At 44.2% G+C, this 24,863-nt stretch carries 27 protein-coding genes; 7 read left to right on the top strand and 20 right to left on the bottom strand.

What is annotated here, in order from left to right:
• Positions 1 to 38: 38 nt before the first annotated feature.
• From ACSBQN_RS12890 to ACSBQN_RS12805, 18 genes are all read right to left on the bottom strand, one after another.
• The gene (locus ACSBQN_RS12890; protein WP_004241218.1) at positions 39 to 1,313 is read right to left on the bottom strand and encodes a bifunctional O-acetylhomoserine aminocarboxypropyltransferase/cysteine synthase; all 1,275 of its coding nucleotides are present in this window, start codon (positions 1,311 to 1,313) and stop codon (positions 39 to 41) included.
• 190 nt (positions 1,314 to 1,503) lie between these two features.
• Complete coding sequence (locus tag ACSBQN_RS12885; protein WP_024474376.1) at positions 1,504 to 2,271, bottom strand: hypothetical protein; 768 nt, start codon at positions 2,269 to 2,271, stop codon at positions 1,504 to 1,506.
• A gap of 18 nt (positions 2,272 to 2,289) precedes the next feature.
• Complete coding sequence (gene sctE / locus ACSBQN_RS12880) at positions 2,290 to 4,008, bottom strand: type III secretion system translocon subunit SctE (RefSeq protein WP_354633116.1); 1,719 nt, start codon at positions 4,006 to 4,008, stop codon at positions 2,290 to 2,292.
• Positions 4,009 to 4,023: 15 nt separating this feature from the next.
• Positions 4,024 to 5,307 (bottom strand): hypothetical protein, encoded by a 1,284-nt coding sequence (locus ACSBQN_RS12875; RefSeq protein WP_354633117.1) that lies wholly within the window; start codon positions 5,305 to 5,307, stop codon positions 4,024 to 4,026.
• Positions 5,304 to 5,771, bottom strand: coding sequence for a tetratricopeptide repeat protein (locus ACSBQN_RS12870; RefSeq protein ID WP_024474373.1), 468 nt, complete (start codon positions 5,769 to 5,771; stop codon positions 5,304 to 5,306). The genes ACSBQN_RS12875 and ACSBQN_RS12870 overlap by 4 nt, the downstream gene beginning before the upstream one ends.
• Before the next feature lie 107 nt (positions 5,772 to 5,878).
• On the bottom strand, positions 5,879 to 6,928 hold the full coding sequence (locus ACSBQN_RS12865; protein WP_201893803.1) for an EscU/YscU/HrcU family type III secretion system export apparatus switch protein: 1,050 nt from the start codon (positions 6,926 to 6,928) through the stop codon (positions 5,879 to 5,881).
• The gene (sctT, locus tag ACSBQN_RS12860) at positions 6,921 to 7,682 is read right to left on the bottom strand and encodes a type III secretion system export apparatus subunit SctT (protein ID WP_024474371.1); all 762 of its coding nucleotides are present in this window, start codon (positions 7,680 to 7,682) and stop codon (positions 6,921 to 6,923) included. The genes ACSBQN_RS12865 and sctT overlap by 8 nt, the downstream gene beginning before the upstream one ends.
• A 6-nt stretch (positions 7,683 to 7,688) precedes the next feature.
• The gene (gene sctS, locus ACSBQN_RS12855) at positions 7,689 to 7,955 is read right to left on the bottom strand and encodes a type III secretion system export apparatus subunit SctS (protein WP_004234819.1); all 267 of its coding nucleotides are present in this window, start codon (positions 7,953 to 7,955) and stop codon (positions 7,689 to 7,691) included.
• Position 7,956: 1 nt separating this feature from the next.
• Positions 7,957 to 8,595 carry an EscR/YscR/HrcR family type III secretion system export apparatus protein gene (locus tag ACSBQN_RS12850; protein ID WP_373369092.1) on the bottom strand — a complete coding sequence of 213 codons (639 nt, stop codon included), beginning with the start codon at positions 8,593 to 8,595 and terminating at the stop codon, positions 7,957 to 7,959.
• A gap of 20 nt (positions 8,596 to 8,615) precedes the next feature.
• Positions 8,616 to 9,473 (bottom strand): FliM/FliN family flagellar motor switch protein, encoded by an 858-nt coding sequence (locus ACSBQN_RS12845; protein WP_024474369.1) that lies wholly within the window; start codon positions 9,471 to 9,473, stop codon positions 8,616 to 8,618.
• Positions 9,474 to 9,486: 13 nt separating this feature from the next.
• On the bottom strand, positions 9,487 to 10,305 hold the full coding sequence (locus tag ACSBQN_RS12840) for a hypothetical protein (protein WP_024474368.1): 819 nt from the start codon (positions 10,303 to 10,305) through the stop codon (positions 9,487 to 9,489).
• On the bottom strand, positions 10,302 to 10,682 hold the full coding sequence (locus ACSBQN_RS12835; RefSeq protein WP_227989203.1) for a hypothetical protein: 381 nt from the start codon (positions 10,680 to 10,682) through the stop codon (positions 10,302 to 10,304). Before ACSBQN_RS12835 ends, ACSBQN_RS12840 begins: the two co-directional genes overlap by 4 nt.
• Positions 10,663 to 11,955 (bottom strand): type III secretion system ATPase SctN, encoded by a 1,293-nt coding sequence (sctN, locus tag ACSBQN_RS12830; RefSeq protein WP_024474366.1) that lies wholly within the window; start codon positions 11,953 to 11,955, stop codon positions 10,663 to 10,665. The genes ACSBQN_RS12835 and sctN overlap by 20 nt, the downstream gene beginning before the upstream one ends.
• Positions 11,956 to 11,957: 2 nt before the next feature.
• Positions 11,958 to 12,368: a type III secretion system protein BsaR gene (locus ACSBQN_RS12825; protein ID WP_004241203.1), complete on the bottom strand. Its 411-nt coding sequence runs from the start codon at positions 12,366 to 12,368 to the stop codon at positions 11,958 to 11,960.
• Positions 12,369 to 12,390: 22 nt separating this feature from the next.
• A complete protein-coding gene (locus ACSBQN_RS12820; RefSeq protein ID WP_024474365.1) occupies positions 12,391 to 14,451 on the bottom strand; it encodes an EscV/YscV/HrcV family type III secretion system export apparatus protein in 2,061 nt (686 codons plus the stop codon).
• Between the two features lie 22 nt (positions 14,452 to 14,473).
• Positions 14,474 to 15,526 (bottom strand): type III secretion system gatekeeper subunit SctW, encoded by a 1,053-nt coding sequence (gene sctW, locus ACSBQN_RS12815; protein ID WP_201893781.1) that lies wholly within the window; start codon positions 15,524 to 15,526, stop codon positions 14,474 to 14,476.
• A gap of 1 nt (position 15,527) precedes the next feature.
• Positions 15,528 to 17,087 (bottom strand): type III secretion system outer membrane ring subunit SctC, encoded by a 1,560-nt coding sequence (gene sctC / locus ACSBQN_RS12810; RefSeq protein WP_434991681.1) that lies wholly within the window; start codon positions 17,085 to 17,087, stop codon positions 15,528 to 15,530.
• Positions 17,088 to 17,136: 49 nt separating this feature from the next.
• Complete coding sequence (locus tag ACSBQN_RS12805; RefSeq protein WP_227989201.1) at positions 17,137 to 17,517, bottom strand: helix-turn-helix domain-containing protein; 381 nt, start codon at positions 17,515 to 17,517, stop codon at positions 17,137 to 17,139.
• A gap of 462 nt (positions 17,518 to 17,979) precedes the next feature.
• Here ACSBQN_RS12805 and ACSBQN_RS12800 point away from each other — a divergent pair, with 462 nt between their 5' ends.
• The 7 genes from ACSBQN_RS12800 to ACSBQN_RS12770 are packed head-to-tail and all read left to right on the top strand — an operon-like array spanning position 17,980 to position 21,965.
• Positions 17,980 to 19,011, top strand: a complete 1,032-nt coding sequence (locus ACSBQN_RS12800; protein ID WP_354633118.1) for a hypothetical protein — start codon at positions 17,980 to 17,982, stop codon at positions 19,009 to 19,011.
• Between the two features lie 15 nt (positions 19,012 to 19,026).
• The gene (locus tag ACSBQN_RS12795; RefSeq protein WP_024474361.1) at positions 19,027 to 19,290 is read left to right on the top strand and encodes a hypothetical protein; all 264 of its coding nucleotides are present in this window, start codon (positions 19,027 to 19,029) and stop codon (positions 19,288 to 19,290) included.
• Positions 19,291 to 19,346: 56 nt separating this feature from the next.
• Entirely contained in the window at positions 19,347 to 19,655 is a 309-nt protein-coding gene (locus ACSBQN_RS12790; RefSeq protein ID WP_123805108.1) for a hypothetical protein, read from the top strand.
• Entirely contained in the window at positions 19,655 to 20,392 is a 738-nt protein-coding gene (sctJ, locus tag ACSBQN_RS12785) for a type III secretion system inner membrane ring lipoprotein SctJ (protein ID WP_024474360.1), read from the top strand. Before ACSBQN_RS12790 ends, sctJ begins: the two co-directional genes overlap by 1 nt.
• Entirely contained in the window at positions 20,385 to 20,948 is a 564-nt protein-coding gene (locus ACSBQN_RS12780; RefSeq protein ID WP_354633120.1) for a hypothetical protein, read from the top strand. The genes sctJ and ACSBQN_RS12780 overlap by 8 nt, the downstream gene beginning before the upstream one ends.
• The gene (locus ACSBQN_RS12775) at positions 20,929 to 21,528 is read left to right on the top strand and encodes a hypothetical protein (protein WP_036408235.1); all 600 of its coding nucleotides are present in this window, start codon (positions 20,929 to 20,931) and stop codon (positions 21,526 to 21,528) included. The genes ACSBQN_RS12780 and ACSBQN_RS12775 overlap by 20 nt, the downstream gene beginning before the upstream one ends.
• A gap of 23 nt (positions 21,529 to 21,551) precedes the next feature.
• On the top strand, positions 21,552 to 21,965 hold the full coding sequence (locus ACSBQN_RS12770) for a hypothetical protein (protein WP_036408233.1): 414 nt from the start codon (positions 21,552 to 21,554) through the stop codon (positions 21,963 to 21,965).
• 48 nt (positions 21,966 to 22,013) lie between these two features.
• On the opposite strand, the gene ACSBQN_RS12765 is transcribed toward ACSBQN_RS12770, so the two are convergent.
• Positions 22,014 to 22,328 (bottom strand): helix-turn-helix domain-containing protein, encoded by a 315-nt coding sequence (locus ACSBQN_RS12765; protein WP_024474356.1) that lies wholly within the window; start codon positions 22,326 to 22,328, stop codon positions 22,014 to 22,016.
• A 1,324-nt stretch (positions 22,329 to 23,652) separates the two neighbouring features.
• Positions 23,653 to 24,696 carry a spermidine/putrescine ABC transporter substrate-binding protein PotD gene (potD, locus tag ACSBQN_RS12760; RefSeq protein ID WP_004234795.1) on the bottom strand — a complete coding sequence of 348 codons (1,044 nt, stop codon included), beginning with the start codon at positions 24,694 to 24,696 and terminating at the stop codon, positions 23,653 to 23,655.
• Positions 24,697 to 24,863 lie beyond the last annotated feature (167 nt).

Raw genomic sequence — 24,863 nt, 5'->3', positions numbered from 1 at the left:
AACATATTGTTATGGTTATATTTTATTGATTGTTAATATTATTTCGCACTGTCCAGTGCCGCACTGATATCCGCCAGGATGTCATCAATGTGCTCGATACCGACGGATAAACGGATCATATCCTGTGATACCCCGGCACGGGCCAGTTCGGCTTCATTCAGCTGACGGTGAGTGGTGGTGGCCGGATGGCAGGCCAGGGATTTCGCATCACCGATATTGACCAGACGGACAATCAGTTTCAGGGCATCGATAAACTTCGCTCCCGCTTCTGCCCCGCCTTTGATACCGAAAGACATAATTGATGCCGGCGTGCCCTGCACGTATTTCTTCGCCAGTGCATGTTCCGGACTATCCGCCAGACCCGCATATTTCACCCAGGCAACCTGCGGATGTTGTTGCAGGTATTGCGCAACACGCAGGGCATTTTCGGTATGACGTTCCATGCGCAGCGCCAGTGTTTCCAGTCCCTGCAGAATCAGGAAGCTGTTAAACGGCGACAGAGCTGCGCCGGTATTACGCAGTGGCGCGACGCGGCAGCGGGCGATAAATGCCGCCGCACCGAAGTGCTCACTGTAGTTCACACCGTGGTAGGAAGGATCCGGGGTATTCAGTACCGCAAAGCGATCCGCATGCTGCTGCCACGGGAATTTTCCGGAGTCGATAACAATCCCGCCCAGTGATGAACCGTGTCCGCCGATATATTTGGTCAATGAATGCACCACAATATCCGCGCCGAATTCAATCGGGCGGCACAGCGCCGGAGAGGCAACGGTGTTGTCCACAATCAGCGGAACACCGTGACGGTGAGCGATTTCCGCCAGTTTTTCAATATCCGCGATATGCCCCGCCGGGTTGGAAATGGTTTCGCAGAAAACGGCTTTGGTATTGTCATCAATAAGGGATTCCAGCTGTGCGAAATCATCATGATCAGCAAAACGGACGTCGATCCCGATGCGCGGAAAATTATGCGCAAACAAATTATACGTGCCGCCATAGAGTTTGGAGACACTGATAATATTGTCGCCGACTCCGGCCAGGGTCTGGATCGCATAGGTGATCGCCGCCATGCCCGATGCCACCGCCAGCCCGGCAATTCCGCCCTCCAGAGCCGCCACACGCTGCTCCAGCACATCATTGGTCGGGTTCATGATACGGGTATAGATATTCCCCGGGACTTTCAGATCAAACAGATCCGCGCCGTGCTGCGTGTCATCAAAGGCGTAGGAGGTGGTCTGATAGATAGGAACCGCGACAGATTTAGTGGTCGGATCCGGTGAATAACCGGCATGGACAGAGAGCGTTTCAAGTTTCATGTGTTCTTCCTTACCGCACAGGTGAATATTTTTATTTAGACGTCCAGACGTTTAGACATTCCTTTCTTATACCGGTATTCCCCGCAGAGATCAAAACGGAAGTGGCAAAACAAGATGAATTTTCTTCATGATGAGAGAGAACATGAAGAAAGCCGCTGTCAGAAGCGGCTTTGGTCTATCGCTGGCAAAATCAGATCTTCATATTATTAATCAGATTCTGAGTTGTATTTTTACGGTTCTCAAATTCACTGGTCATCATCTCCAGCAGTTTTTTCTGAAACGCTTTTTGATCATCTGATACTTTATTATGGGCGGACATAGCGTTGAGCAGGATATCTTTCCTGACACGAACCACTTCCGCATCTCCCTGCAACCGGGTTCCTATTGCCGCAATCGGCTGGGAAGCAAGCTGTCCGAGAGATTGTGACAAACCGGATATTGCCTGCCCGGCTATGCCTTTCGCTGTCATTATCCCCGGATTGGCCGGATTAATTCCGTTAATTGCCATACTGCCGCCGACGACAGCAACCGCCACTGAGACAACAGCGCCGACAACCGCAGCGGCTACCTGATAGTCGGCTTCTTTATATTTCAGATCTTTTAAGAGCGTTGCCTGCTGCACTGCCTGCTTTTCTAACGTATTCCGTCGTTCCTGCTGATTAATCGCATCAAGCAACAGCACATTACATAATTCAATGACAGCACTCATACGTTTATTATCATAATCCGTCAGCAGTGCAGGTATCACATGTTGTGAAAATGGCCAGACTATCTCTTCCGCTGTTTTACCGGCTGCTGTTTCCTGCTGAAAATACTGATTATCAGCAACTGACCGAACCATCCCCGGATGAACCTTATTAACCGGTAACAGCAATTTTTCTTTTACGGTAACCGCATCCTCCGGTATGTAACCTGAGGATGACACATTGACATTATCGATATGACCGGAAATATTCATCTGCATTCCTTTTATAAATTAAACAGCTAATTGTCCCTGCTGTATTATTGATTTCATCCGTTGAAAAGATTCACTGCCGTGCTTACTGATTTTTTCATTTAATGCAATGAGTTCTTTTTGTGATTCAGAAAAAGTCTCCATTATCTGATTCATCATTTCTGTTATTCTGTCCAGAAATTCCAGATCAAGATCCATATCTGCCCGCAACCGTTCAGCGTCAGCCTGTAATACTGCATTTGTAACAGAACTGGCACCATTGATAATGGTTGATGTCATCATGATATTAATCAGCATCGTTTGTATCTGAGCAAAAGCACTCTTTATTGCCGCCTGCATTGCTTCTGATGCAAAATTACCCATAACTTTTCCTGCAATTGAACCAGCCACTGATGCCAGCGCCATAAATAACGCTGCCACGACCACAACGGCCAGCACCATTGCGACAATTTCCATGGTTTTTTCCAGCTTTTTCAGTTCTTCCGGTAATTTTCCCTGCGCTTTACCTATCGCCATGGCAATATCTTTAATAAATTTCTGCACTGCCTCTATCAGTTTCATCGCCGGCTCCATGACTTTTGCCATAATATCAGGGCCGCCGGCCGCTTTTACAACTTCACTGATAATGGTCATTACCACGATAACCGCTGCCAGTGCCTTTGCCAGTAACCCGCCGGTTAATGCTGTTAATACCGCCATAATGGCAATCAGCAAAGGCCCCAGCCATTTAAACAAGGCCTGCAGCCGCTCTGCTTTTTTTATTTTCTCTGCAATATCTGCGGCATCTTTATCTGTTTTGGTCTGCAACGCCAACTGCTGTAATTGTGCCAAGTCCCGGTCATTTTCCAGTTTCTGCTGTGCTATTTTGTCACGCAAATCAGCTAGTTTTCCCATCAGAACCGCGAGTGAATTATTATACTCAAGCGTATTTTGATTATTCGAATTGACCAGCGATTGTGCCAAAGACAGACACTCTCTCGCTGAAGACAGTGTTTCAGCCGTATTTTGTAATATATTCAGCTCTGATTTTAGTAGCGCCAATTCCCGGGGATCAATTACCCACGCCTGATCTTTTGCTTTTGGCAGGCTGATAATATCATCAAGTAATTTTTTGATTAAATTTGTTTTATCCTTACAATCACCGGTATTCTCCGTCATAATTTCCCGGAGAGCATCCATACCCAGTTTTTTACAGAAAAAAACCAAAAATTCTTTTTTATCACTAATGGTGATATTTTCATCTCCGGTGAAAAAAAACCTGATGTTATCATTATCCTTACTCTTGTTATTAATAACGTCAAAGTAATAGTCTGATATTTTATCAATCCGTTCAGATAGCACATTGAAATAACTGACAATATTTTTATCTAACTCACATTCTTTACTTTGAGACCATATATTTTTTAAAAAATTACTATTAATGCCTGAGTTTACACCTGAATTTTTAATCTGCTCTTCAATAAGATCGTCAGAGAACCGTGCAAAAATTTCATTAATTGACATCTTTTTCGCTGATGCTTTTTCGTCATGTTGTTTTACTGCCTGATGTCCTTTAAGCTGCGGTTTTTCTTTTTTACTATTTTCCTTGTCATATCTGTCACTCAGCTCTTCAATGATTCTTTCAGAAAAAAATATCGCATCTTGTTGGCCAATAACATTATTTTTTCCTGCTTCATCAACCTCTCCCGGCAAAGTCCCCGAAGTGATTATTTTTGTTGTTTTAATGCCTGATACATCCATGTATTCACCTTTATTTCAAATCCGTAAAAAACCTTTCAATTCCTGAGTCAGTTCACTGATCATTGTGGTAATGACTCTGAGCATATTATCGTAATTACTATTGATAGAGTTATATCGCTGAGAAAATTCATCAAGAGTCATTTGCAGTTCTTTCTTAATCCCATCAATAATAGTATTATATGAATTAATTTTACCCTGATCTAACGACCATTCTTCATTTCTTCCTGATTCTGCTTTTTTAAAATAACTTGAACTTAATTTTTCTTTAAAAAAATCACTGGTTTTTTTTAATGCATCCTCATACAAAGAAGATACCAATGAGTAGTCATCATTAATATGATTAAAATTTTTTAATTTATCCATTGACTGATCAAAAAAAGAATTTATTTTATCAAAATCTTCTTTTTTGATAGAAAAATCAAGCCATCTAAATAATGCTTCGGGCATTACCATAACGTCAACCATTCCGGTTATTTTTACCAGATTACCGTCACGGTCTGTTTCTGTATTTATTTTTTTAATTACCCCAGTGCCTGATACCGGCTTTCTCATTACGGAAAAGAAATATTCCATTTTCTTTATAGCATCGCCATAAGTAACATTCGAATCAATGAGTTCGCCATCAACATAAATTGAACAGTTATTTACCCCATTCTTTGTATCTATTTCAAACCGCCCTTTATATATTGCGCAATCTTTTCCCGCATCGTTTTTTAAGTTACCTGTCACCGGATAAAATTTCATTAATACCATATGCAGATCATAGTAAAATGCATTTTGTCTGAACTTTGTTTTTTTACCGTCATCTATTACACCGGCAGAATACTCGCCATACGAGCTTAATAATTTTGATAGTGTTTTATAAAACTCCGTATACTGACTAAATCCATCCCGGTAACATTTAACACTTAAATCATGTCCATACTTAGATGCAATATCCATTTTGTCAACAAAATAACCAAAGGTGACCATCTCTTTTTTTATAAAGTAATACTCTATAGACTCCTGTATATCTTTTATTTTATATAAAATCTCACTTTCATGAGATAATATGAGTTCTGAAAATTCGGATCTTTTTATTAATTTATTATATTTATCCAACTCTTTTAGCGCTTGTTCTTCTGTTATCACCAGGTTTGACAAGATTATATTTATATTATTTAATTCATCATAAAAATATGAAAGCAATTCGATATCATTTGGCACTTCCGCTAACAGAGACTTCTCTCGTATATCGTAAATATGAGAATGTGTATCCTGTGCCACAGGTGAAACATTATGATGTTCAATTATATTCATTTATCATTCTCCAGCATTGAGATGTAATTTAATGATTTCTCTCTTTCATTTTCATCGCATGCCATTGAGAGACACTGTCTGAAACTCGATACAGCCAATTCTTTCGCCCCGGAAAACAAATAGCACTGGCCAATATAAAAATAACAGGATGCATCATCTTCATTCAGACTGATAGCCAGAGAATAGAGGTTGATAGCTTTCTGATATTGTTTCTGTACCTGCTTTACGGCTGCCAGCCCGAGTAAATAATTAATATTATTAAAATCATATAAACATAACGACCGGAAAATTTTTTCAGCCTGTTCAATTAACCCCTTATCATAATAATCACAGGCTAATGAATATACACCACTAAAATCACTGGGTTCCTGTGGTGAAAATATTGTTAATATAGTCCCGTTTTCAAGATGAGAAAAAATATTCTCTATCAATGATTTAATATCATTGTTTATATTATCATCCATAACAATACTCCTTAATAATATCCGATTATCAAGTCAGGCCATACTATCTGATTGCACTGATAATCACTTTCATAAAATACGCCTCAGCACCATCCTGCTGATACATATTAGTGCGGTTCACTATCGGCAAGTGCAGCCTGCTCTGCGTCATTCAGCCATAGTAAGAGATCGAGAAACTTATCCAGATCATCATCAATAATGGTGTCAAAGACATGGTATTTCCGGAATAATGTCCGCGCCAGACGGATGTCCCGGGCCACCGGTACTTTATGTTTTTCAGCATACCGGCGGATAGCCAGTGCGTATTCACCTTTCTCTTTCACGGTAATCAGCGGCATAACCCCATTTTCCGGATCAAGATAGATAGCAACGGCAATATGCGTCGGGTTAACCACCACGACATCCGAGTTCTTTATCAGTGCTTTGGTTTCCGCATTCAGTAATTCCCGGTGCTGCTGTTTGCGGGCTGATTTTATCTCCTGATTACCTTCGCTATTTTTATACTCTTGTTTAACTTCATGCTTTTCCATTTTCATTTCATTAAAAAAGAAAAAATATTCAACGATGTAATCAATCACCAGCAGTGGCATCAGCAGCAGGATAAAAATAAAGATATAGCGGCCGGTGAAATAGAGAAAGCTCTCACTAACCTCAGAGAAAGGTGCTGTAATTAACTGATAAATATCACCGGTATACAGAGAAATAAAGGTATAACCGGCAGATAAATATACAATGAGTGAAATCAGTGCTTTTACCAGATTTTTCAGGGATTTTTTGGTAAAAATCCGTTTGAATCCGGCAATGGGATCAATTTTCTTTAAATCAAATTTAATCGCTTCCGTCGCAACAGCAAAACGGGTCTGCATCAGAGAAACAAAGCTGACACTCAAACCACATAACATAATCAGCGGTAATACCATCTGAAAAAAAATCTCTGACAACATCTGTATATAGACAGAGAGTGACAAGTGATTCACATTACGTAATACCGTCTGATAAAAGCGGGAGAATGCTGACCAGTCAGCAACATAAAGCAGATACGCAATACCTGTCACATAGCCGGTCGTGGAGAGCAGTTCTTTATATTTGAACGTATTCCCTTTTTTTGATTCATCCTTCAGTTTTTTACTGGTGGGTTTTTCGGTTTTTTCAGCCATTATTTCCTCTCAAAAAGTGAGTCAGAGGGGAAGTATCAAACAGCACTGTCACATCCGTCATTGTTGTGCTGCGAAACAGCAGCAGCGCCAGCAGAAAGGCAATAATACTTTTTATTGAAAGTGATAAGGAAAACGGATTCAGTTGTGAATTGTACAGCGCCAGAATGCCCAGGCTGACTTCAGAAATAAATAAGATAATCAGTACCGGCATACAAAACAGCAAAGAGAGTGACAGGCTGTTTGTCAGCCAGTCAAAGACCGGCACATAATGTATTTCCGTCAGTAATGTGCCCGGCGGTAATAACCGGAAACTGTCCTGAACGGATGTCATCAGTAATACAAGGCCGTTATTGAGTAAAAAAAACGAGACAGAAAACAGATTCATAAAGGTGGAAAACGGTGACGCATCGGTCCCTGTTGTCGGATCAGCGGTATCACTGATATTCGCTCCGCGCTGGTTATCAATATATTCACCGAAGGCGGCAAAAATAAAAAACGGTGTGCTGTAAACCAATCCCATTACCGTGCCGGTAATGATTTCACTCAGCAGACTGACCACAGAGAACTCTGCCGCCGGGTAATGTTCATTTCCGCTGAGACACAGTGCCATAAGAAAAACAATAATGCCCCGCGTGCTCCGGCTGAGAATAAATTTATCATTCAGAAACGGCAGAAAAGCGAACGCCGCAAATAACCGCACACTGCTGAACAGCGCGCTCTGAAACAGGTCATGAAACCAGGAGAATAACGGCACCGGGAATTAACCTGCCGCTGTCGCGCTGAGCGCCAGCGAGAACATTTCGCGGGCATAACTGAGCATCGAATCCCCCAGCCAGCTGAGCTGCATCAGGATACAGACAAACACGGCAATCAATTTCAGCCCGAAGGGCAGTGTCTGCTCCTGGATCTGCGTGACAGTCTGCAGCAGGCCGACCGTCAGACCCACGACGGTCGCCACACTCACCGGCAACAGCGATAACATAATCACCAGATAAATCCCTTTATCTGCCGCATAAATCACATCCATGTTATATGTCCATAAGTTCGAGATACTGAGACACCAGACTGGTGGATAACAGCGACCAGCCATCAAGGGCAATAAATAAGATCAGTTTGATCGGCACCGAGAGCGTGACCGGGCTCATCATCATCATCCCCAGCGCCAGCAAAACACTGGACACCACGAGATCAATCACAATAAACGGCAGATAGAGATAGAAGCTGATCAGAAAGGCTGATTTGATTTCTCCCAGCGCATAGGCCGCCAGCAAGGGAAAAAATGCAATATCCCGGGCATTATTCAGTTCCGGATCGGTATCTTCATCAATATCTGTTTGCGCAAAAAAATACAGCAGAGGTTTATCGGCATAACGGAAGAGATAGTCCCGGTAATCCCGTAACCCCTCATCCGCAAAACGCGACAGTGATTCCGGCTGAGATAATTCCACCGGATTTTCATTAACATAAGCATAGGTTTTACTGACCAGCGGAAACATCACCACCATCGCCAGAATAAACGCAATCGCGTTGAGTACCATATTTGACGGCACCTGCTGAACCCCCAGAGCATTGCGTACCATCACAAAGACAATGGAGAATTTGAGGTAGCAGGTTCCGGCCGCCAGAATAAAGGGCAGAACGGATGCCGCAGCCAGCATCAGCATCATCGAAACAGCACTGTCAGTCATCATTCACCCTTATGAAAGATATGATGAATTTCCACGGCGTATTGTTCCCCGATACGTACCAGTTCCCCCTGTGCAAAACGCTGCCCGCTGATTTCCAGCGTGATCAGGTGATTATCCGCCGCCGGCAGCGGCAGTGTATCGCCCGGTTGCAGCGCCATCAGTTCCGATAACGGAAACACTCTGCGGTACTGCAGAAAATCCACCTGAACCGGAACCCGGCGGCTGTCAAAAACTGCCGTTTCCGCTGTGGTAACCGGCACTTCCGGAATAATTCCGCGTCCGGTGATAACCGTGTCGTCCTGCTCCTGTTTCAGTGTCATCTGAAAATAGCCTCCTGCTCTCAGAAATCGCTGGTTTTGTGTAATAAAAAGGATATCGCCTTCATTGATTTGCTGAATCACACCAGTGAATGTCCGGGTTGAGCCGATATAAATCCCGGCATTCACCGGAACAGAAAGATCCGGCGTCAGTGGCGGGCCATTAATATCAAACCGGCCCCGGGCGCCAATCAGAGTAAAATCAATATTTCCCTGACGGAAAGCAAGTTTATGGGTTGGATTAACAGCGATATTTTCCGTCCGGAACTCAGGAAAATAACTCTCTGCTGAAAAAAACGGCAGCCGAATCTCTTTCTTATTTTCATTTATCAGGTCAATAAGATAATTTTCAGGAACGATTTCCCAGGGGATCGTATTTTCACCAATCAGCTCAGAAAGAAAGGATTCAACATCAATTAAAACCTCCAATATGTTTTGAGTATTAATTAAATGACATTTAATCGCTCGTTTGGTATTTTCTTTTTTTTCCGGCAGATAACAGCTCAGATAGTCCATTATCTGATGGGTATCATAATGCATTTATTTCATCCGTTTATATTATATCAATATTATCAATTCCATTTATATTTACTGCTGATTTCAGACGTCGCCTCAGAGACTCTGAATCTGTTTCCAATTTAAATATTCCCGGATTATCTCTGTAAATATGAACCGGTTCCGGTGGCTGATATTTCTGTCTGAAATGGTAAGAGCAATAATAATCAGCTCTGCTGTACGCCGGAGATAACGCATTTTTCTCCGTATGGTAAACCATCAGCGGTATTTTTTCCCGGGTACCCCTTCCCTGCTCACAATGCCGCAACGGCTGATTTTTTACTTCCGTCTTTATCCCCGGCGGCGGATGGTTCAGAAAAAACGGTATTTCCGGTAACTCAATCGTTGCACTGCCTGCCGGTATCTTCTCTTCTGCTGAGATATCAGCACCTGAATAATCTTCCTCCTCTGCCGGAACGTTTTTTGGTTTATCCGCAGATAGCGTATTGTGTATGATATCACCGGAAGGTTCCGTGATAACATTATTCCTGAACATGCTGTTCTTTATTTTATTCTTTTCCGGACACACCAGCATAATATCATGAACTTTCCGGTGATTATTGTTATGACCTTTCATCATCACCCCGGAATTTAATATATCACCATAATAACATTTGTCATTATACGGACAGAACAGTGAATTAATCCCCGGGATAGCACTGACATGTTTATTTTCTTTTTTCTTTTTTGTCATTCCGGATAAAAAATCAGTCACCTGCTGATTAACATAACCTTCCGGAAAATCTTGCTCAGGTTCCCGGCAACAACGATTAATATTCATTACAGCATCCTGCTTATATTTAAAAAATAAATTCATTGTTTATTATATTGTTCAAACTTAATAAGTTTCTTTTTCAGATTATTTATTGTTTTATTACTCTCAGCAATATCATCCGAGATTTGCGCCAGCTGAAGGGATGATTCATCCACTCTGGCACGGACATCCGGGATCTGTTTACGGTAGATTGCCTGTTTGCGCCTGAGTTCATTCAGTGCGGTGTAAGATAATAATCCGCGGCATTCAAACTCAAGGATCTGCTGTTCTAATCCTTTGATTAACAACAATAGCTTATCTTTATTTTCCTGTTCCTGCCGGTAGCGCTGGTGCAGCTGTGCCAGTGCCGCCCGGACACTGCGCTCTTTCAGACTGAAATGCGCGATCAGTTGCTGTAATTCATTGTGTGAGCTGTTCAAGTAATCTGCCTGTTTCATCCGCCGCAACGGATTCCGCCGGTGACTGACACAAAAAATGGCGCATCGGCAGAGTGAGCTCAACCGCTTTATCACTCTCCGCATTCAGCCCGGGTTTATATTCCCCCAGCTCCACCAGCAGTTTCAGCTCATTCTGTTTCGCCAGCAGTGTCCGGAAACGCCCGGCAGCCGCCAGATGCTGCGGTGAAACAATCTGCGACATGACACGGCTGATACTGGCCGGGATATCAATCGCCGGATAGTGATTCTGCATCGCCAGCCGCCGGGAGAGATAAATATGTCCGTCGAGAATGGAACGGACTTCATCGCCAAAGCCGTCCGGCTCATTTTCACTATCAAGTAAAACAGTATAGAAAGCCGTGATCACACCGGTTTTCGTCGCCCCCGGGCGCTCCAGCAGTGCCGGTAACTGCTCAAATACCGATGCCGGATATCCCAGGCGGACAGGCACTTCCCCGGCACTCAGCGCCACATCCCGCAATGCTCTTCCGTAACGGGTCAGCGAATCGACAAAGAGGATCACCTCTTTTCCTTCATCACGGTAATATTCCGCCAGTGAGGTTGCCACCAGCGCCGCGTTACAGCGGTCAACCGCCGGTTTATCGGATGTCGAGCAGACCAGGATACATTTTGCCGCCTGCGGGCCGTTGCGCAGCTCATCAATCAGTTCGCTCACTTCCCGGCCACGCTCGCCAATCAGGGCTATCACAAAAATATCGGCTTGTGCATGCTCAATCAGCATATTCATCAGCACGGTTTTACCACACCCGGCACCGGCAAAAATCCCCAGCCGCTGGCCTTTTCCGCAGGTCAGCAGAGCATCAATGGCTTTCACGCCGGTCGGCAAAATCTCCGTGATACGCTGCCGGGAGAGCACATCCGGCGCCTCCCCGCTGACGGGGCGGATGATACTCCGGTTATCCGGCTCTGTTATCTCACTCAGACGGGCCAGGGTATTACCGGACGGATCAATCGCCGAGCCCGGAATTTGCGGTGTGAATGTCAGTGTTACGGCACTCCCCGTCGGCGCGATAACCGTTGTCAGTGTCAGCCCGGCGGCCTGTCCGATCAGACTCAGCAGCGTGTTGTGTTCATTAAAGCCCACCACCTGAGCCCGGCCGAGCAGTACGCGACAGGTAAGATCCTGCCATAACAGACAAATTTCACCGATAAAGACATCCGGCAGCGGCGCTTCCAGGTAATATCCGCGGATATGCACCGGAAATGCCCGCTGACTGAGCAGTGCATTCAGCATAGTCAGCCTCTGAGGATCAGTGTGTGACACTGCTGACTGAGGCGGACAAACTGATCCAGCGCCTGCACAAAAGGTTCCGCGCCGCTGACAGCATTGTGACTGAAACACCCGACCAGCTCCGCGCCGTTATCTGTCTGCCGCAGCGCCGGTGAGCCCGGATAAAACAGAGGGGCGGGTTCTTCTGTCAGGATATCCAGCAAACCGCCTTTTACCTCCGGCCGCAATGCCGGTAAATCAGTCTGCAACGGCATCCAGATAACCGGATATTCATCAACCACCGCAATATGAATGACCTGCTGTTCCCCCAGCGATAATGATATTGTTGAATGATTATCCAAAGCCGCTGTCTCCGGCACCAAATCGCCGCGTCCGATAAGCTTCATTCCTTCTGTAACCAGTGTTGCAAGATCCATCTTCAGTTTCCTTGTTATGACATTAAACAGAATCAATCACCGACACCTGTGCCGACGGAACAATTTCAGAAAATGACAGCACGGCAATACCCGGATAGTGCATTTCAGTCAGTTTCCGGACAAAGCGGCGGACATCCATTGCCGTCAGAAAAACAATATCCCGCCGGTGCCGCAGCGGCGTCATCACCACTGACATCGCATCATAAAAATGATCCAGCTGCGCCGGTTCGAGATTGATAAAAGTACCTCCGGCGGACTGGCGGATCCCCTGACGGATCATCTCCTCCAGCGGGTTTGACAGCACCACTGCCCGCAGAACCTGATCACAGGCAAAATGCGCTGAGATGTAACGGGCAAGGTGGCTGCGGACATGCTCAACCAGTACCAGCGGATCTTTTTCTTTCTGCCCCCACTGCACCAGTGCGCCGAGGATAATTTTGATATTACGGACAGAGATCTGCTCAGCGATAAGCCGCTGAAAGACATCCGCAATACGCTGAACAGATAAATAGCGGTAACACTCTTTCAGCAGCTCCGGATATTTATTTTCAATATTATCCAGCAATGTTTTGGTTTCCTGGATACCAAGCAATTCCTGAATATTTTGTGTCATTATCCGGCTGAATTCATTGAAAAATACCATAACACCGGGTTCTGTTCCCATCCCGGCGGCCCGGCATACCTCATCGTGTTTTTTATCCGTCCAGACGGTTTTTTCCCCGCCTTCAGGCTCAATCACGACCGGTTCAATATTCAGTGACTCAAAAGCATCATTTATTTCTGTCACTTTGTATTTATCCGGATAGCTGTAAATCACACCGGACTGAATCTCATTAATTAAGATCACCGATTTATTTTCCGGTATCTCACGGCTGTAATTGATAATGATACCGGGTAAAAAGAAACCGAAACGGAAGGCAAATTCCTCCTGCAACCATGCCGTCATCTTCTGTTTTTCAAACATAGCCTGATAACAGGTGTGGAGGGTGATAATCAACGGAATGGCTTCATTATTTTCTGCCGACAGTCCGCGCGGCGCAAAATCCCCCGCCGGTGATGCGGACGATGCAGCCACTGCAGAGCGATTGTCAGTGCCGGCTTTTCCGGTCCCTGATTTCTGCCTGTTCTGTCTGAGACGCATACCGTAAAACAACATCAGTCCGGCGGACAGCAGGCCGAAAACACCGGCCGGAAATCCCGGTAACATCCCCATACACAGCGCCAGGACAGCGGTCACTATCAGGGTAAAGTCATGAGAAAACAGCTCCCTGACAATATTGGCCCCTAAGTTCTGATTGGTGCCGCTGACCCGGGTGACAATAAACCCGGCGCTGATGGCAATCAGCAACGCCGGGATCTGCGCCACCAGGCCATCCCCGATGGTCAGCAGAGTATAAGTATTCAGCGCCTCACTGAACGGCATCGACATTTGCGCAACACCGATACCAATTCCGCCGGCAAAATTCACGAAAATGATGACAATTCCGGCGATTGCATCCCCTTTGATAAACTTCATCGCGCCGTCAAATGCACCGTACATCTGGCTCTCCTGCTCCAGTTCTTTACGGCGTTTGCGCACTTCTTCATTATCAATCAGGCCGGATTTCAGATCCGCATCAATACTCATCTGCTTGCCGGGCATACCGTCGAGGGAGAAACGTGCCGCCACTTCCGCCACGCGCTCCGATCCTTTGGTGATGACAATAAACTGCACCACTGTGACAATGGCGAAAATCACAAATCCGACCACAATATTTTCGCCGATAACAAATTCACCGAAGGACTGAATGATATTCCCGGCATCCGCATCCAGCAGGATCAGACGGCTGGTACTGATGGACAGCGCCAGCCGGAACAGTGTGGTGATCAGCAAAAGTGCCGGGAAAGAGGTAAACCCCAGAATCCGGGTGATATAGAAAGAGAGCAGTAACATCAGGATAGAAATAACGATGTTCAGCCCGATCAGAAAATCGACCAGCATTTTCGGCAGCGGAATGATCAGCATGGCGATCACCATCACCATAATCAGCAGTACTGCGATCTCCGGCCTGCTTTTGATCGCATTAATAAAAGTTGTCAGCATAGCAATCCATTGCCGGTGAAAGTTATAAGATATTAATAATTTTGCTCATAAGGGCTTTCAAAAAAGAAACTACCTGCTCTTTGCCTGCATCCTGCAGAAAAAGGACATCCGGTATCTCACCAAAAATCACAATCAGGCGCTGTAAAATAAATGGTCTGTTTTTGTCATTTTCTGCCGCCGCCAGCAACGATTCTGTTTCTGACTGAAATGCCTCCGGGTCACCCAGCCCGGAAATCAGCAGCTGGTTCAGCCGCTGCTCATCCGCCAGCACCGGTTCCGTACAGTTCAGGGAGGAAATTTTCTGATAAAACATATCATTCAGGGAAATCAGCTGATTCAGGGTATGCAGACGGGTTGTCAGTTCCCCGAACTCACTGTGATGGCTGCAACTGGGCAGTGCTGCCGCCATATCACATACCAGCGAGTCACGGACATAACACAGCAGGCTTCTGACCCGGCTTTTCCGGTACTGCTCCAGCCACACTTTCCACAGATACAGTATGTCGAATTTCCAGCTGATATAACTGCGGTATACCATTCTCAGTTGCGCACAATCCAGTTGTGTTACCGGCGCATACTGGCGGATTTTTAGTGCGATATTGATCCCTGCACGGGTTTCCTGTGCAAATTCTCCGTAGAGTAACTGCTCAATTTCCGCATCAATTTCGGCGGCTTCCTCCGCAGAAAACGGCAGTTTGCGCAACAGGGAACGCAATGCCATGACATAATCACTGGGATCCGGAAACAAATTGCGCACATAATCGAGAAACTCACGAACTGAGCGCCCGGAAGCAGCAAACCACTTAACGACCCGGCCCAGTTTTGTTTCCGCACCCTCAGCACTGTTTTTCTGCTCTGATGCCGGTAACTGGCTGATGTGATCCTCTTTTCCGTACTGCCGCCGGTTAAACTGCGACAGTGCCATGGCCATATCATCCATCACATCCATCATCTGCTCGGCATGGTTTTCCGTCTGGTTTTCCGCCGGGCGCTGCTCTGCTGCAGCATTATTCTGTTGTTTCTGTGGTGCCGCAGACGGACTGAACGCCGGTGCGCCGGGTAAACCATTTATCATATCAATAGTCCTGCTTCAGTTTTTGAATCATCTTAATACCTTGTTTATTCTTATAATTAAACGGAATATGTCCGGTAATTTCTGTGTCGCTGAAAAAATCCTGTTGCAGAATACGGGGCTGCAACAAAAAAAGCCGGACCATTTTTTCTGTCTTCACTGATTCAAACTGAAACAACCGCCCTGCCAGCGGGATATCGCCCAGCAGCGGAATTTTATCGTTATGGCGATGGGTATTTTCCCGCGTGTAGCCGCCAATCAGCAGTGTATTTCCCTGTGCGACCCTGGCTATTGTGCTGATATTCGTGCGGTTAATCACCGGCAGGGCATCTTCACCACCTGCTCCGTCAGCGTCCTTTTTCTGTGCGCCGTCTTCAAGCTCAATAATCATCTCCACGGATTTCCGCTGATTGGCAATCCGCGGTGTCACACTCACCTTTGTGCCGTAAGTGATGCTTTCCAGAGATGATGTTCTCTCGCCCTGTAACTTGCTGTAAAATGTGGTGTTATTATCAAAAATCGCCGGGGTGTTATCCTGAGTCAGAATAATCGGACGGGACACCATATTGGCTTGTCCCTTTGCGGACAATGCTCTGATCTTGCTGAAAAAAGAAAAACCGGTGAACTGATTAAGCTCACTGAAATTAAAAGCTACTTTCATTTTTCCTGTACCGTAATCTGCCTGCCAGTTGATCCCCAGCTGGTCAGCTTCATTTTTTGATACATCAATAATCCACAGTGATAACTCGATTTGCGGTTTGGCAGTATCCAGTTGCCTGATCAGCTGATTGATTAAGTGCAGTGCATTACGGTTCCCTTTTAACAACAGGCTGTTTTCCCCCTGCAGCGGCACAATCCGCACCCGCTCTCCGCCCAGCCAGACAGTTTCAGCCGGCTGAATATCGTCCTGTTCAGCGTCCTGCGGTACCAGTCCGGTTTTTGCCGCAGGTCCGGAATCCAGTAACTCCCGCAATGCGGACGCCACTCCCGGGAGTATCAGGCTTTTCCCCCGTGAGGTAATTTCCCGGTCCTGCACAAAACTATGTTCCAGCTTAACCAGCTGAATATGCTCATCTTCCGGCGTAATTCCCTGCTCCTGCACACTGTACTGTGCCTCCAGTGCGTCCGCCGCAGCACGGATCAGTGCCAGATAGCGCGGGGGAGCCATTACATACAAAATCCGCTGCTGCCGGTCAGATGTCAGCGGGTATTGCGCATCAAACAGCCCGGTTTGTTTCAGAAAAGCCGTCAGTTCATTGCGGGTTACCGCATTCAGCGTCAGCATGGAAGATTCAACTTCATTGCTGCTGTAAATATAGAGTGTGCGGTTTTCCCGGTATGACACCAGCGCCATGGTTTTCAGCATCTGCGACAGCGCCGCCTGCGGGTCGGATAAATCAAAAGTGCCGGAGATCTTCTTCTTTTTCACCGCATCAGACGAAATAATCATGACATCCAGCTTTCCTGCCAGCGCATCAAAAAAATGATCCAACCGTGTTTCTTTCGCCACATACTGCGCCTGTTGCGGTGGTTTTTTTTCGTATAACAGTGTTTGTTCCGCCATGACCGGCAAAGAAAACAGGCAGAAAAAAAGGCAGAACACCCCCCCGGTGCTATTTTTTAACCGCATGATTTAAATTCCTTATTTTCCGGGGAGACATACCAAATAATATTTTGATTTCATTTGAGAAATGCGATGCCGAGCAGTAACCGTTATCTGCCGCGATCCGGGTCAGTGAATGCTCTTTTACCAGGATATCCAGCACTGATGCCACGCCGCGCCAGTGACGTAACTGGTATTTACTCTGATTGCCGATATAGCGCTGGCACAGGCGTCTGAAGTGAGTGCCGGATAACCCGTAACGCTGACTGATATCCCTGATATTACTGTTTTTGCAATCCGCTGCGCTGATCAGGTGTTTCACCAGCCAGTAATGCTCAGAGTGGCGCAGTGTATTAAAAAATGTTTTTATTACACTATTTTCATTCAGCATTTCACAGACAATCCGGTATTCCGGATTGTCTGCATCCCCCTGAACCGGAAAAATAATCTCATAATCAGGACAAACCTTGTTATCCGCAACTTCATTATTATCTGCCCGGGATAAATGATAATGGCAATCTATAAATGCCAGCAGTTTTATACATTTCGATAGCGGAAAACAGTAGTCAGCCTGACTATTTTCTCTGCATCCATTCACTTTATATATATCATTATAAATATATATCTTCCTTTCCTTTTCCATATAAATTAAACCATCCTTGCATCAGCATAGATAATAACTATCTGTAAAACAGTAAACTGTTACTGAACGAACTAAAATTTAGTGATGAATTTAAGACATTACACTATCTTTTACTACCATTTTTTTATAAAACTAACTACCATTTGAATACCAAGAATACACTACAAAATTAAATTATTATACTTATGATTTAATAACCGGGATACTCTGATGCAAAACCTTTATACTCTGATAACAATTTCCGATGAGGAATCAAAGGAAGAAATAACCATTCCATCCGGAAGATACTGCATCAACAGTACAATTAATCATGACGACGACCTGATTAACCTGAATCTCACAGGTGCAGAATCACTACCTGAAAAAACAGAAGCAGAGCTATATGAAAACAATTATCACGTCTCTTTTAAAACCTGTGATGGTGAATTAGTAATACAAGAAATCAGTTACAACACCCCCTTTATTTTTCAGGGAAAAGCCTTTTTCGCCATAAAAAAACAGCAGGATAAATGGTGTAAAAACATCATGTTATATGAGAAAACAACAAGGCGCGCTGTCCCGCGCTATCTTCTGTCTGTAATACTTTTTTTATTTATCATACCGGTAACCGGATTTATGCTCTTTCAGTACGATAGCAATAAAAATGGAAATCCGGCTGCTATAGATAGCAAAAATATTATAAGTCAGTACATTAAAGACAATAATTACATCATTAACGGAAATGACATCCTTATTTTATCCTCTGATGAAAAATTAATTAATATCATCAGAAATAAAATGCCTGGCTATAAAATTCACATAATAAATAAATCAAAATTAAAAATAAATGATGGTGATATCATCCTGATTAATGTTCTTCATCATAAAAAAGAGATTACATATATACACCGTGATGATAAAAAAACGCTATTAACCATCCCGGATATATTCAGAAAAGACATTGCCATACAACATTTTTCACTCAATGATATAATCAAGTTAATAAATAACAGATTCAGCCATCTATTAATCAGATACTCTGTAGAAAAATCAGGTAACAACATTATCATTTATGGCGAAAAAAGGAGAGATAAGGAAACAGACAATATTATAAAGGATATCAACACCACGATATTCTCAGCGCCGGGAAACACGCTGGTACAGTACAGGGAAATACCATACCGTGATACACCGCCGGGAGTATATGGCTCAGTAAATTATATTCACCTGTCTGATAGTCATACACAATTCACCTCTGACTAATAAATAAGGATATTTATGCCTGATATAGCAAATAAAAATGATGCAATAACATTTACCACCCTGCTAAAACAATTCAAATCACCGATTCATGAAGATAATGTGAAATTGAATACGCTGATGAATAATTTACAGTCTGGCAATAAAGACACGGCCAATGCCTACGATATGGCAATACTGCAGGCCTGTTCCTCATCGCTGAATATAAAGTGCTCGGCACTTTCAGCAATGATCCGCCAGCATAAAGAAAACCTCTCAACACCAATCGGCAATATGCGCTGATTTATGACGTAAAAATGGCAGGTTACCCGCCTGCCATTAACCATAACAAGGATTGTATGATGTCATCATTTAACCGGATTTTACCTGTCACAACGATCACCGGGATCACTGAATTACTGGCTGATCTCAATGACCGTGAGCAGTCAGCTCATCAGAATTTGATATTACCGGGAACCGCAAAAAAAGACCTGCGCCGGAAAACACAAGCACTGAGCACGGGAAAAACAGCCCCGGCCACCAGTGATGTCATGATGATGCTGGAAAACCAGGCCGTAATGGCCAAATGGCATACCGAGATCAGTTTTTATTCCCGTATGCTGCATCTGACCCTGAATGCTGCAGATACCGTAATTAAGGGTCAGTGATGCACAAGATAATATTTATATTAATAATAAGCGGAATAAGTCTTCTGCTCGGCGGCTGTAAAGAAGGTACGATTCTGTCATCGCTGAATCAGCGTCAGTCGAATGAAGTGCTGGCTGCACTGCATAAACACCAGATTCAGGCAGTAAAAGTCCCGCAGGGAAAAGGGCTGTTTACCATTTCAGTACCGGAAGAGCAGAGCCGTCAGGCCATTCATATTTTGCAGGAATATCACCTGCCCAGTAATGAGCGGATTGAGATTGCCGGGATCTTTCCGTCAGATTCACTGATTGCCTCCCCGCAGTCAGAAAAAGCCCGCCTGATTTCGGCCATTGAACAACGGCTGGAGCAATCGCTGCTCTCATTTGATGCGGTTACCGGAGCCCGTGTTCACCTCAGTTATCCGCTGTCCGGCCCGGGAAGCCCCCGGAAAAAACCGGAAACACCCCGCGCCTCCGTGCTGATCTACCATTCCGGTATTGAAGATGAGACACAATTCACCAGGGATATTCAGACATTTGTGATGAATGCCTTTAACGGGCTGACGGAAGATACCGTTTCGGTGCTTCTGTATCCCGGGAAACCGGTTATTGAACTGCCGCCTCAGCCGGAAGCAGCCGGGCTGTCTCCGCTTTTTCTGCTGTTTCCGGCAGGAATAATGCTGGCAGCAGCCGGTTATTTCCGCCGCGCACAACTACGGGTATTTCTGATGCAGCGGAAGGCAAAACAGCATGAATAGCCGGTTTGATATACAAGGCGCGGTCACGCGGGTGATGTACCAGCCGGCGGATTATCTGCACAGCAGCCGCTTATTCAGCGGATTGCCGCCGGTAGCGCAATCGGCGTCTTATCGCAGAATGCAGAACGCAGCTATTATGGATCACTACCGGCTGCCGCGAGAGAGAGATTTTGACCTGCTCTCCCCGCTGATTATCCCGCTGATGCGCCACTGGCAGCAGCTTCCGGCCGTCAGCCGCTACCTGGATATGTTCATCCGCCATGCTTATGGCCTGCCGGATAATACCGTGCCGGATTTATCACAACAGGCATTTTTATCTCTGAGCCCCGTACTGCGACTGCCGGAGTGGCCGCAAGCACACAAACAGCCGGATATTCCGGCAGTCCTGCCCGGCCAGATTACCATGACACAGTTATTATCCGGTTTTTCTCCTGCGCTGGCAGCCCGCTTTCAGCTGATGACGGATGCATCCTTGTCACCGGCAGACATCCGGCTTCCGCATCTGCCCGATTCACTTTTACCTTTGGTATTACATTATGTGCCGTTCACTGCCTGATTCCCTGCTGTCACATATCAGACACGGTGTGCTGATTAAAGATCGCCATGTCTCTGCCCTCTGCCGCCTCAGTAACCTGACCCGGCAGGCAAACCAGCACGCGACCCGCCTGATAAAACAGGCGGAAGATACTGCTGAACAACATCGAAAAACCGGATTTGATGCCGGTTTCCGGCAGGGGCTGGCACAGGCAATGCCGGAACTGATGCGCGTGGTGAATGAGTATAAATCTGTCATTCACCAAAACCTCGCCGTTGCAGTTTCCGGTCTGGAAAAAGAGCTGACTGCATTTTTTGATGATACAAAAATACGTTTTCAGCTGATGCATCAGTTGCTTGAACAGTTTGCCGCGGAGAGTGAATGTGAATTAATCCTGCCGGCTGAGCTTAAAAAAGAAATGACTGAATATCCGGATTTCACTGTACCGGTTTCTTTTCATTTCAGTCGTAACATCATATTACGTACCGGAAAAAAATTACTTTATCTGACACCGGAAACGTTTGCCCGTGAAAAAATAACACAAATAAATGCCCGTGTTGTTCCGGATAGCCCGGCGGATATCTCCGGTGAATATTTATAATTATACAAAAAAGGACAATAAATATGAGAACAGAAATGACAACCGGAAAGGCGGATATTAACCCTGACGAAAATAATGAAAAAGCCAAACGATTGCATGACTGGCTTATGACTAATTATAATAAAAAGGAAGATATTTATCGGGGAATGGGGTTAGTAGGTATTGATGGCTACAATACCGGAAATAATATACAAGAAAAAATAAAGTTATTAATTGCTGTTGAAAATAAGTTAATTAAAAATCCGGAATATTCTGATACGGAAATGTGCAAATCAGTAAGCCAGGTTGGCGCCGAAGCTGTGAACTATTATGCCTTTTACCAACAATACCTTCTTAAGATGGTGAATCAAAAACAGCTGGGATTAGCACCGGATGTACTTTCCGCTGATTTTGACCAGAATAATAACAAAGATGACTGGCTTACTGCGTTTAGCTGATAATGCCTGTCGTATCAGAATTGATAACAACAGAAACAATATCTTGATTTAAATAAATTGTTTGCCGTTCAGTAATACTGTTTCTGCTCTGAACTGATTTGAACGCATCTGAATATGCGGTTCATGCGGATGTTCTGATGCTTCAGCTTTACCGCTGAGAAACCATTCGACCGGCGCATCCAATAATTCAGATAATTCAATAAGATGATGCAGACTGATTTTACTGACACCGCGTTCGTAACGGTTAAATTGCTGCTGACTGATATTCAGTTTTTGCGCTAATTTAACCGTAACAATCCCGAGTTCTTTACGTCTTGATTGGATTCTGTGGCCTAAGACTGCATAAAAATCGGAAGTTTCCATAATGTCTACCTATTTTCTCTATAAGTCGTGAATTCAATTAAGTAAAATTACTTAAAAGATATATTTTTTATGTATTAAAATTTCAAATAAAAGCAAAGTATTTCTCGCGAAATACTAAAAGTTATGAATAATTTAGTTTTAATTATGACGTAATATTTAAATTTAGTTTAATATCAAAGTCACACTTCACAAAAATTTCATTACATCTGTCAGGAATAAACAGATTTATCTGAACTTCAGTGAGAATACTTAACCAGGTTTATCTATTTAACTAATTAAAAAATTAAGCGCCACAGAAAAACGTGAGAATTTTTATTACGATATCAAAATTTAAAATCACTCTGCATATTTAAGACTATTCCCTAAACAAAATAAGACCGGGATTACTAACTAGCCACATAAAGATAAGTAATGTTTTAGTATAATTACTTAATCATTTTGTGATTAATTCGTCGCCCTGTCTTTTTTATGCTATCCGTAGCATCAGCCGAAATAATGAGAGAATGTAAATCAGGATGTCTGATTATATACTAATCCATCCGCTAACTATGATTCTTTGATCTAGCCACATAAAAAGTGAAATAGATCACATTCAACAAAATATCTTTCATTGCCTTACATCAATTCAGTGATATATATCGCAATTTAATCGCCATTATGCCTAAAACACCAGCTATATGACGAAAAAAGACTCAGCAACTGACCAATCCGCCATCCGAAGGATGAATTGATTGAAAAACCAGTAACAAATAATGGTATTTATAATTACCCATTTACACATTACTTAGTCACTTTCGTAATTATAATCATCTAATTATTTTTAGATAGGCATCAGTTATGCTGCCAGGAGAAAAAACCATTAAAATCTGACATTCACAGTGAGTAAGTGTTTCATGCTGCACCATGAATATTTTATTTTAATTTCAAGTTTTTATTCTCAACAAAAAAAGATATCCAGCATGATATTGCAGCTTCATTGTTGCATTTTGTAACCTATTTGTTGTATTTGTAATTTTTTATTTGTTAATTTTCACATCACTTTTCGCTTAAACCAGGATAACTTAAATCGGCACCCTTATACATCAATGTATTAGATAATAATTGACTTAAAACAATTAGTTGAAATGATTATAAATCCACATTGTGACAGGTGTCATTTATGTTTTTTCTATAAACCGCTTTATTGATTCAATCACTGTTTAATAATTAAAAACATTTTTGTTTAGCTGCTTATATATCATTGCAATGAAACTATTTAGGTTATGTCACTTTATTGCTGGCATAAAAAAAGCACCCGAAGGTGCTTTTTTTAGCGTCAGTAAAACTAACGACCGGCTTTCAGCTTCTGATAATAGCTTTCATAGAGCACGCTGGCGTCACCCACATCATCCTGCCACTGTCCTTTGCGGATAGTTTCCTCATCCGGATAAAGTGATTTGTCATTCACAATCTCAGCCGGGAGCAGTTTTTTCGCTGCCAGGTTCGGGGTCGGATACCCGATAGTCTGTGCAACCTGTGCTGCAATTTCCGGACGCAGCAGGAAATCAATCAGCTTATGTGCGCCTTCCGGGTTTTTCGCATTAGCAGGGATAGCCAGGCTGTCCATCCAGAAGATACCGCCTTCCTCAGGCCAGACAACATCAATATTCAGGCCGGACTGACGCGCCACATAAGCAGAGCCGTTCCAGATCATCCCGACATTCACCTCCCCTTCCATAAACGGGTTGGCCGGGTTATCGGAGTTAAACGCTAAAATATTCGGACGCAGTTTTTGCAGCTCTTTATAAGCCTGCTCAATTTCAGCCGGGTCGGTGGTATTTGCTGAATAACCCAGTTTGCTCAGGGCAATCTGGAATACTTCGCGGGCATCATCGGTCATCAGCAGGCTGTTTTTGTACTCTGGTTTCCACAGATCGGCCCAGGAGGTCACAGATGACGGATCTATCTCGTCACCGTTAATACCGATAGCAGTTGCACCCCAGATATACGGGATCGAATAATCATTTTCAGGATCGAACGGTTTGTGCAGCAGATTCGGATCCAGATTATCAAAGTGACTCAGCTTTGATTTATCGATCTTCTGCAGCATCCCCTCGTGGCGCATTTTGGCGACAAAATAGGTTGAAGGCACCACCAGGTCATAAGCCCCGTCTTTATAGGTCTTCAGTTTGGTGTACATGCTTTCGTTGGATTCATAGGTGGAGTAAATCACCTTGATTCCGGTCTCTTTGGTAAACTGCTCTAATAACCCCGGCGGAACATATTCCGTCCAGTTATAGAAATAGAGTGTTTTACTGTCATCTGCTGATGCTGAACTCAAGCCCGCTGCCAGAATGCCGGCACCAAGCAGTAAGGACCACTTTTTCATTTCAGTGTTTCCCTCAACCCGGGTTAATCAGTGAATATCACAGGCGGTAACGCCCCCTTTGTTAATTACGCAGAGCAATTATAAAAGCGGAAAAGCGGGGGGTAAAGCAACGATTACGTCATAAAACGGTAACAGAATTGAAAATTCTGCGGCAATGCAGGTTTATT

The sequence above is a fragment of the Morganella sp. B601 genome (genome assembly GCF_051172335.1).
Lineage (GTDB): Bacteria > Pseudomonadota > Gammaproteobacteria > Enterobacterales > Enterobacteriaceae > Morganella > Morganella morganii.
The sequence above is the reverse complement of the archived record's forward strand: the minus strand, read 5'-3'. Positions and strand labels throughout refer to the sequence as shown.

What these genes read in the sequence shown, in the direction of transcription:
- ACSBQN_RS12890 (WP_004241218.1), bottom strand. Translation starts at nt 1,313, where the DNA reads ATGAAACTTGAAACGCTCTCTGTCCATGCCGGTTATTCACCGGATCCG.
- ACSBQN_RS12885 (WP_024474376.1), bottom strand. Translation starts at nt 2,271, where the DNA reads ATGAATATTTCCGGTCATATCGATAATGTCAATGTGTCATCCTCAGGT.
- sctE (WP_354633116.1), bottom strand. Translation starts at nt 4,008, where the DNA reads ATGGATGTATCAGGCATTAAAACAACAAAAATAATCACTTCGGGGACT.
- ACSBQN_RS12875 (WP_354633117.1), bottom strand. Translation starts at nt 5,307, where the DNA reads ATGAATATAATTGAACATCATAATGTTTCACCTGTGGCACAGGATACA.
- ACSBQN_RS12870 (WP_024474373.1), bottom strand. Translation starts at nt 5,771, where the DNA reads ATGGATGATAATATAAACAATGATATTAAATCATTGATAGAGAATATT.
- ACSBQN_RS12865 (WP_201893803.1), bottom strand. Translation starts at nt 6,928, where the DNA reads ATGGCTGAAAAAACCGAAAAACCCACCAGTAAAAAACTGAAGGATGAA.
- sctS (WP_004234819.1), bottom strand. Translation starts at nt 7,955, where the DNA reads ATGGATGTGATTTATGCGGCAGATAAAGGGATTTATCTGGTGATTATG.
- ACSBQN_RS12850 (WP_373369092.1), bottom strand. Translation starts at nt 8,595, where the DNA reads ATGATGCTGATGCTGGCTGCGGCATCCGTTCTGCCCTTTATTCTGGCG.
- ACSBQN_RS12845 (WP_024474369.1), bottom strand. Translation starts at nt 9,473, where the DNA reads ATGCATTATGATACCCATCAGATAATGGACTATCTGAGCTGTTATCTG.
- ACSBQN_RS12840 (WP_024474368.1), bottom strand. Translation starts at nt 10,305, where the DNA reads ATGAATTTATTTTTTAAATATAAGCAGGATGCTGTAATGAATATTAAT.
- sctN (WP_024474366.1), bottom strand. Translation starts at nt 11,955, where the DNA reads ATGCTGAATGCACTGCTCAGTCAGCGGGCATTTCCGGTGCATATCCGC.
- ACSBQN_RS12825 (WP_004241203.1), bottom strand. Translation starts at nt 12,368, where the DNA reads ATGGATCTTGCAACACTGGTTACAGAAGGAATGAAGCTTATCGGACGC.
- ACSBQN_RS12820 (WP_024474365.1), bottom strand. Translation starts at nt 14,451, where the DNA reads ATGCTGACAACTTTTATTAATGCGATCAAAAGCAGGCCGGAGATCGCA.
- sctW (WP_201893781.1), bottom strand. Translation starts at nt 15,526, where the DNA reads ATGATAAATGGTTTACCCGGCGCACCGGCGTTCAGTCCGTCTGCGGCA.
- sctC (WP_434991681.1), bottom strand. Translation starts at nt 17,087, where the DNA reads ATGGCGGAACAAACACTGTTATACGAAAAAAAACCACCGCAACAGGCG.
- ACSBQN_RS12805 (WP_227989201.1), bottom strand. Translation starts at nt 17,517, where the DNA reads ATGCTGAATGAAAATAGTGTAATAAAAACATTTTTTAATACACTGCGC.
- ACSBQN_RS12800 (WP_354633118.1), top strand. Translation starts at nt 17,980, where the DNA reads ATGCAAAACCTTTATACTCTGATAACAATTTCCGATGAGGAATCAAAG.
- ACSBQN_RS12795 (WP_024474361.1), top strand. Translation starts at nt 19,027, where the DNA reads ATGCCTGATATAGCAAATAAAAATGATGCAATAACATTTACCACCCTG.
- ACSBQN_RS12790 (WP_123805108.1), top strand. Translation starts at nt 19,347, where the DNA reads ATGATGTCATCATTTAACCGGATTTTACCTGTCACAACGATCACCGGG.
- sctJ (WP_024474360.1), top strand. Translation starts at nt 19,655, where the DNA reads ATGCACAAGATAATATTTATATTAATAATAAGCGGAATAAGTCTTCTG.
- ACSBQN_RS12780 (WP_354633120.1), top strand. Translation starts at nt 20,385, where the DNA reads ATGAATAGCCGGTTTGATATACAAGGCGCGGTCACGCGGGTGATGTAC.
- ACSBQN_RS12775 (WP_036408235.1), top strand. Translation starts at nt 20,929, where the DNA reads ATGTGCCGTTCACTGCCTGATTCCCTGCTGTCACATATCAGACACGGT.
- ACSBQN_RS12770 (WP_036408233.1), top strand. Translation starts at nt 21,552, where the DNA reads ATGAGAACAGAAATGACAACCGGAAAGGCGGATATTAACCCTGACGAA.
- ACSBQN_RS12765 (WP_024474356.1), bottom strand. Translation starts at nt 22,328, where the DNA reads ATGGAAACTTCCGATTTTTATGCAGTCTTAGGCCACAGAATCCAATCA.
- potD (WP_004234795.1), bottom strand. Translation starts at nt 24,696, where the DNA reads ATGAAAAAGTGGTCCTTACTGCTTGGTGCCGGCATTCTGGCAGCGGGC.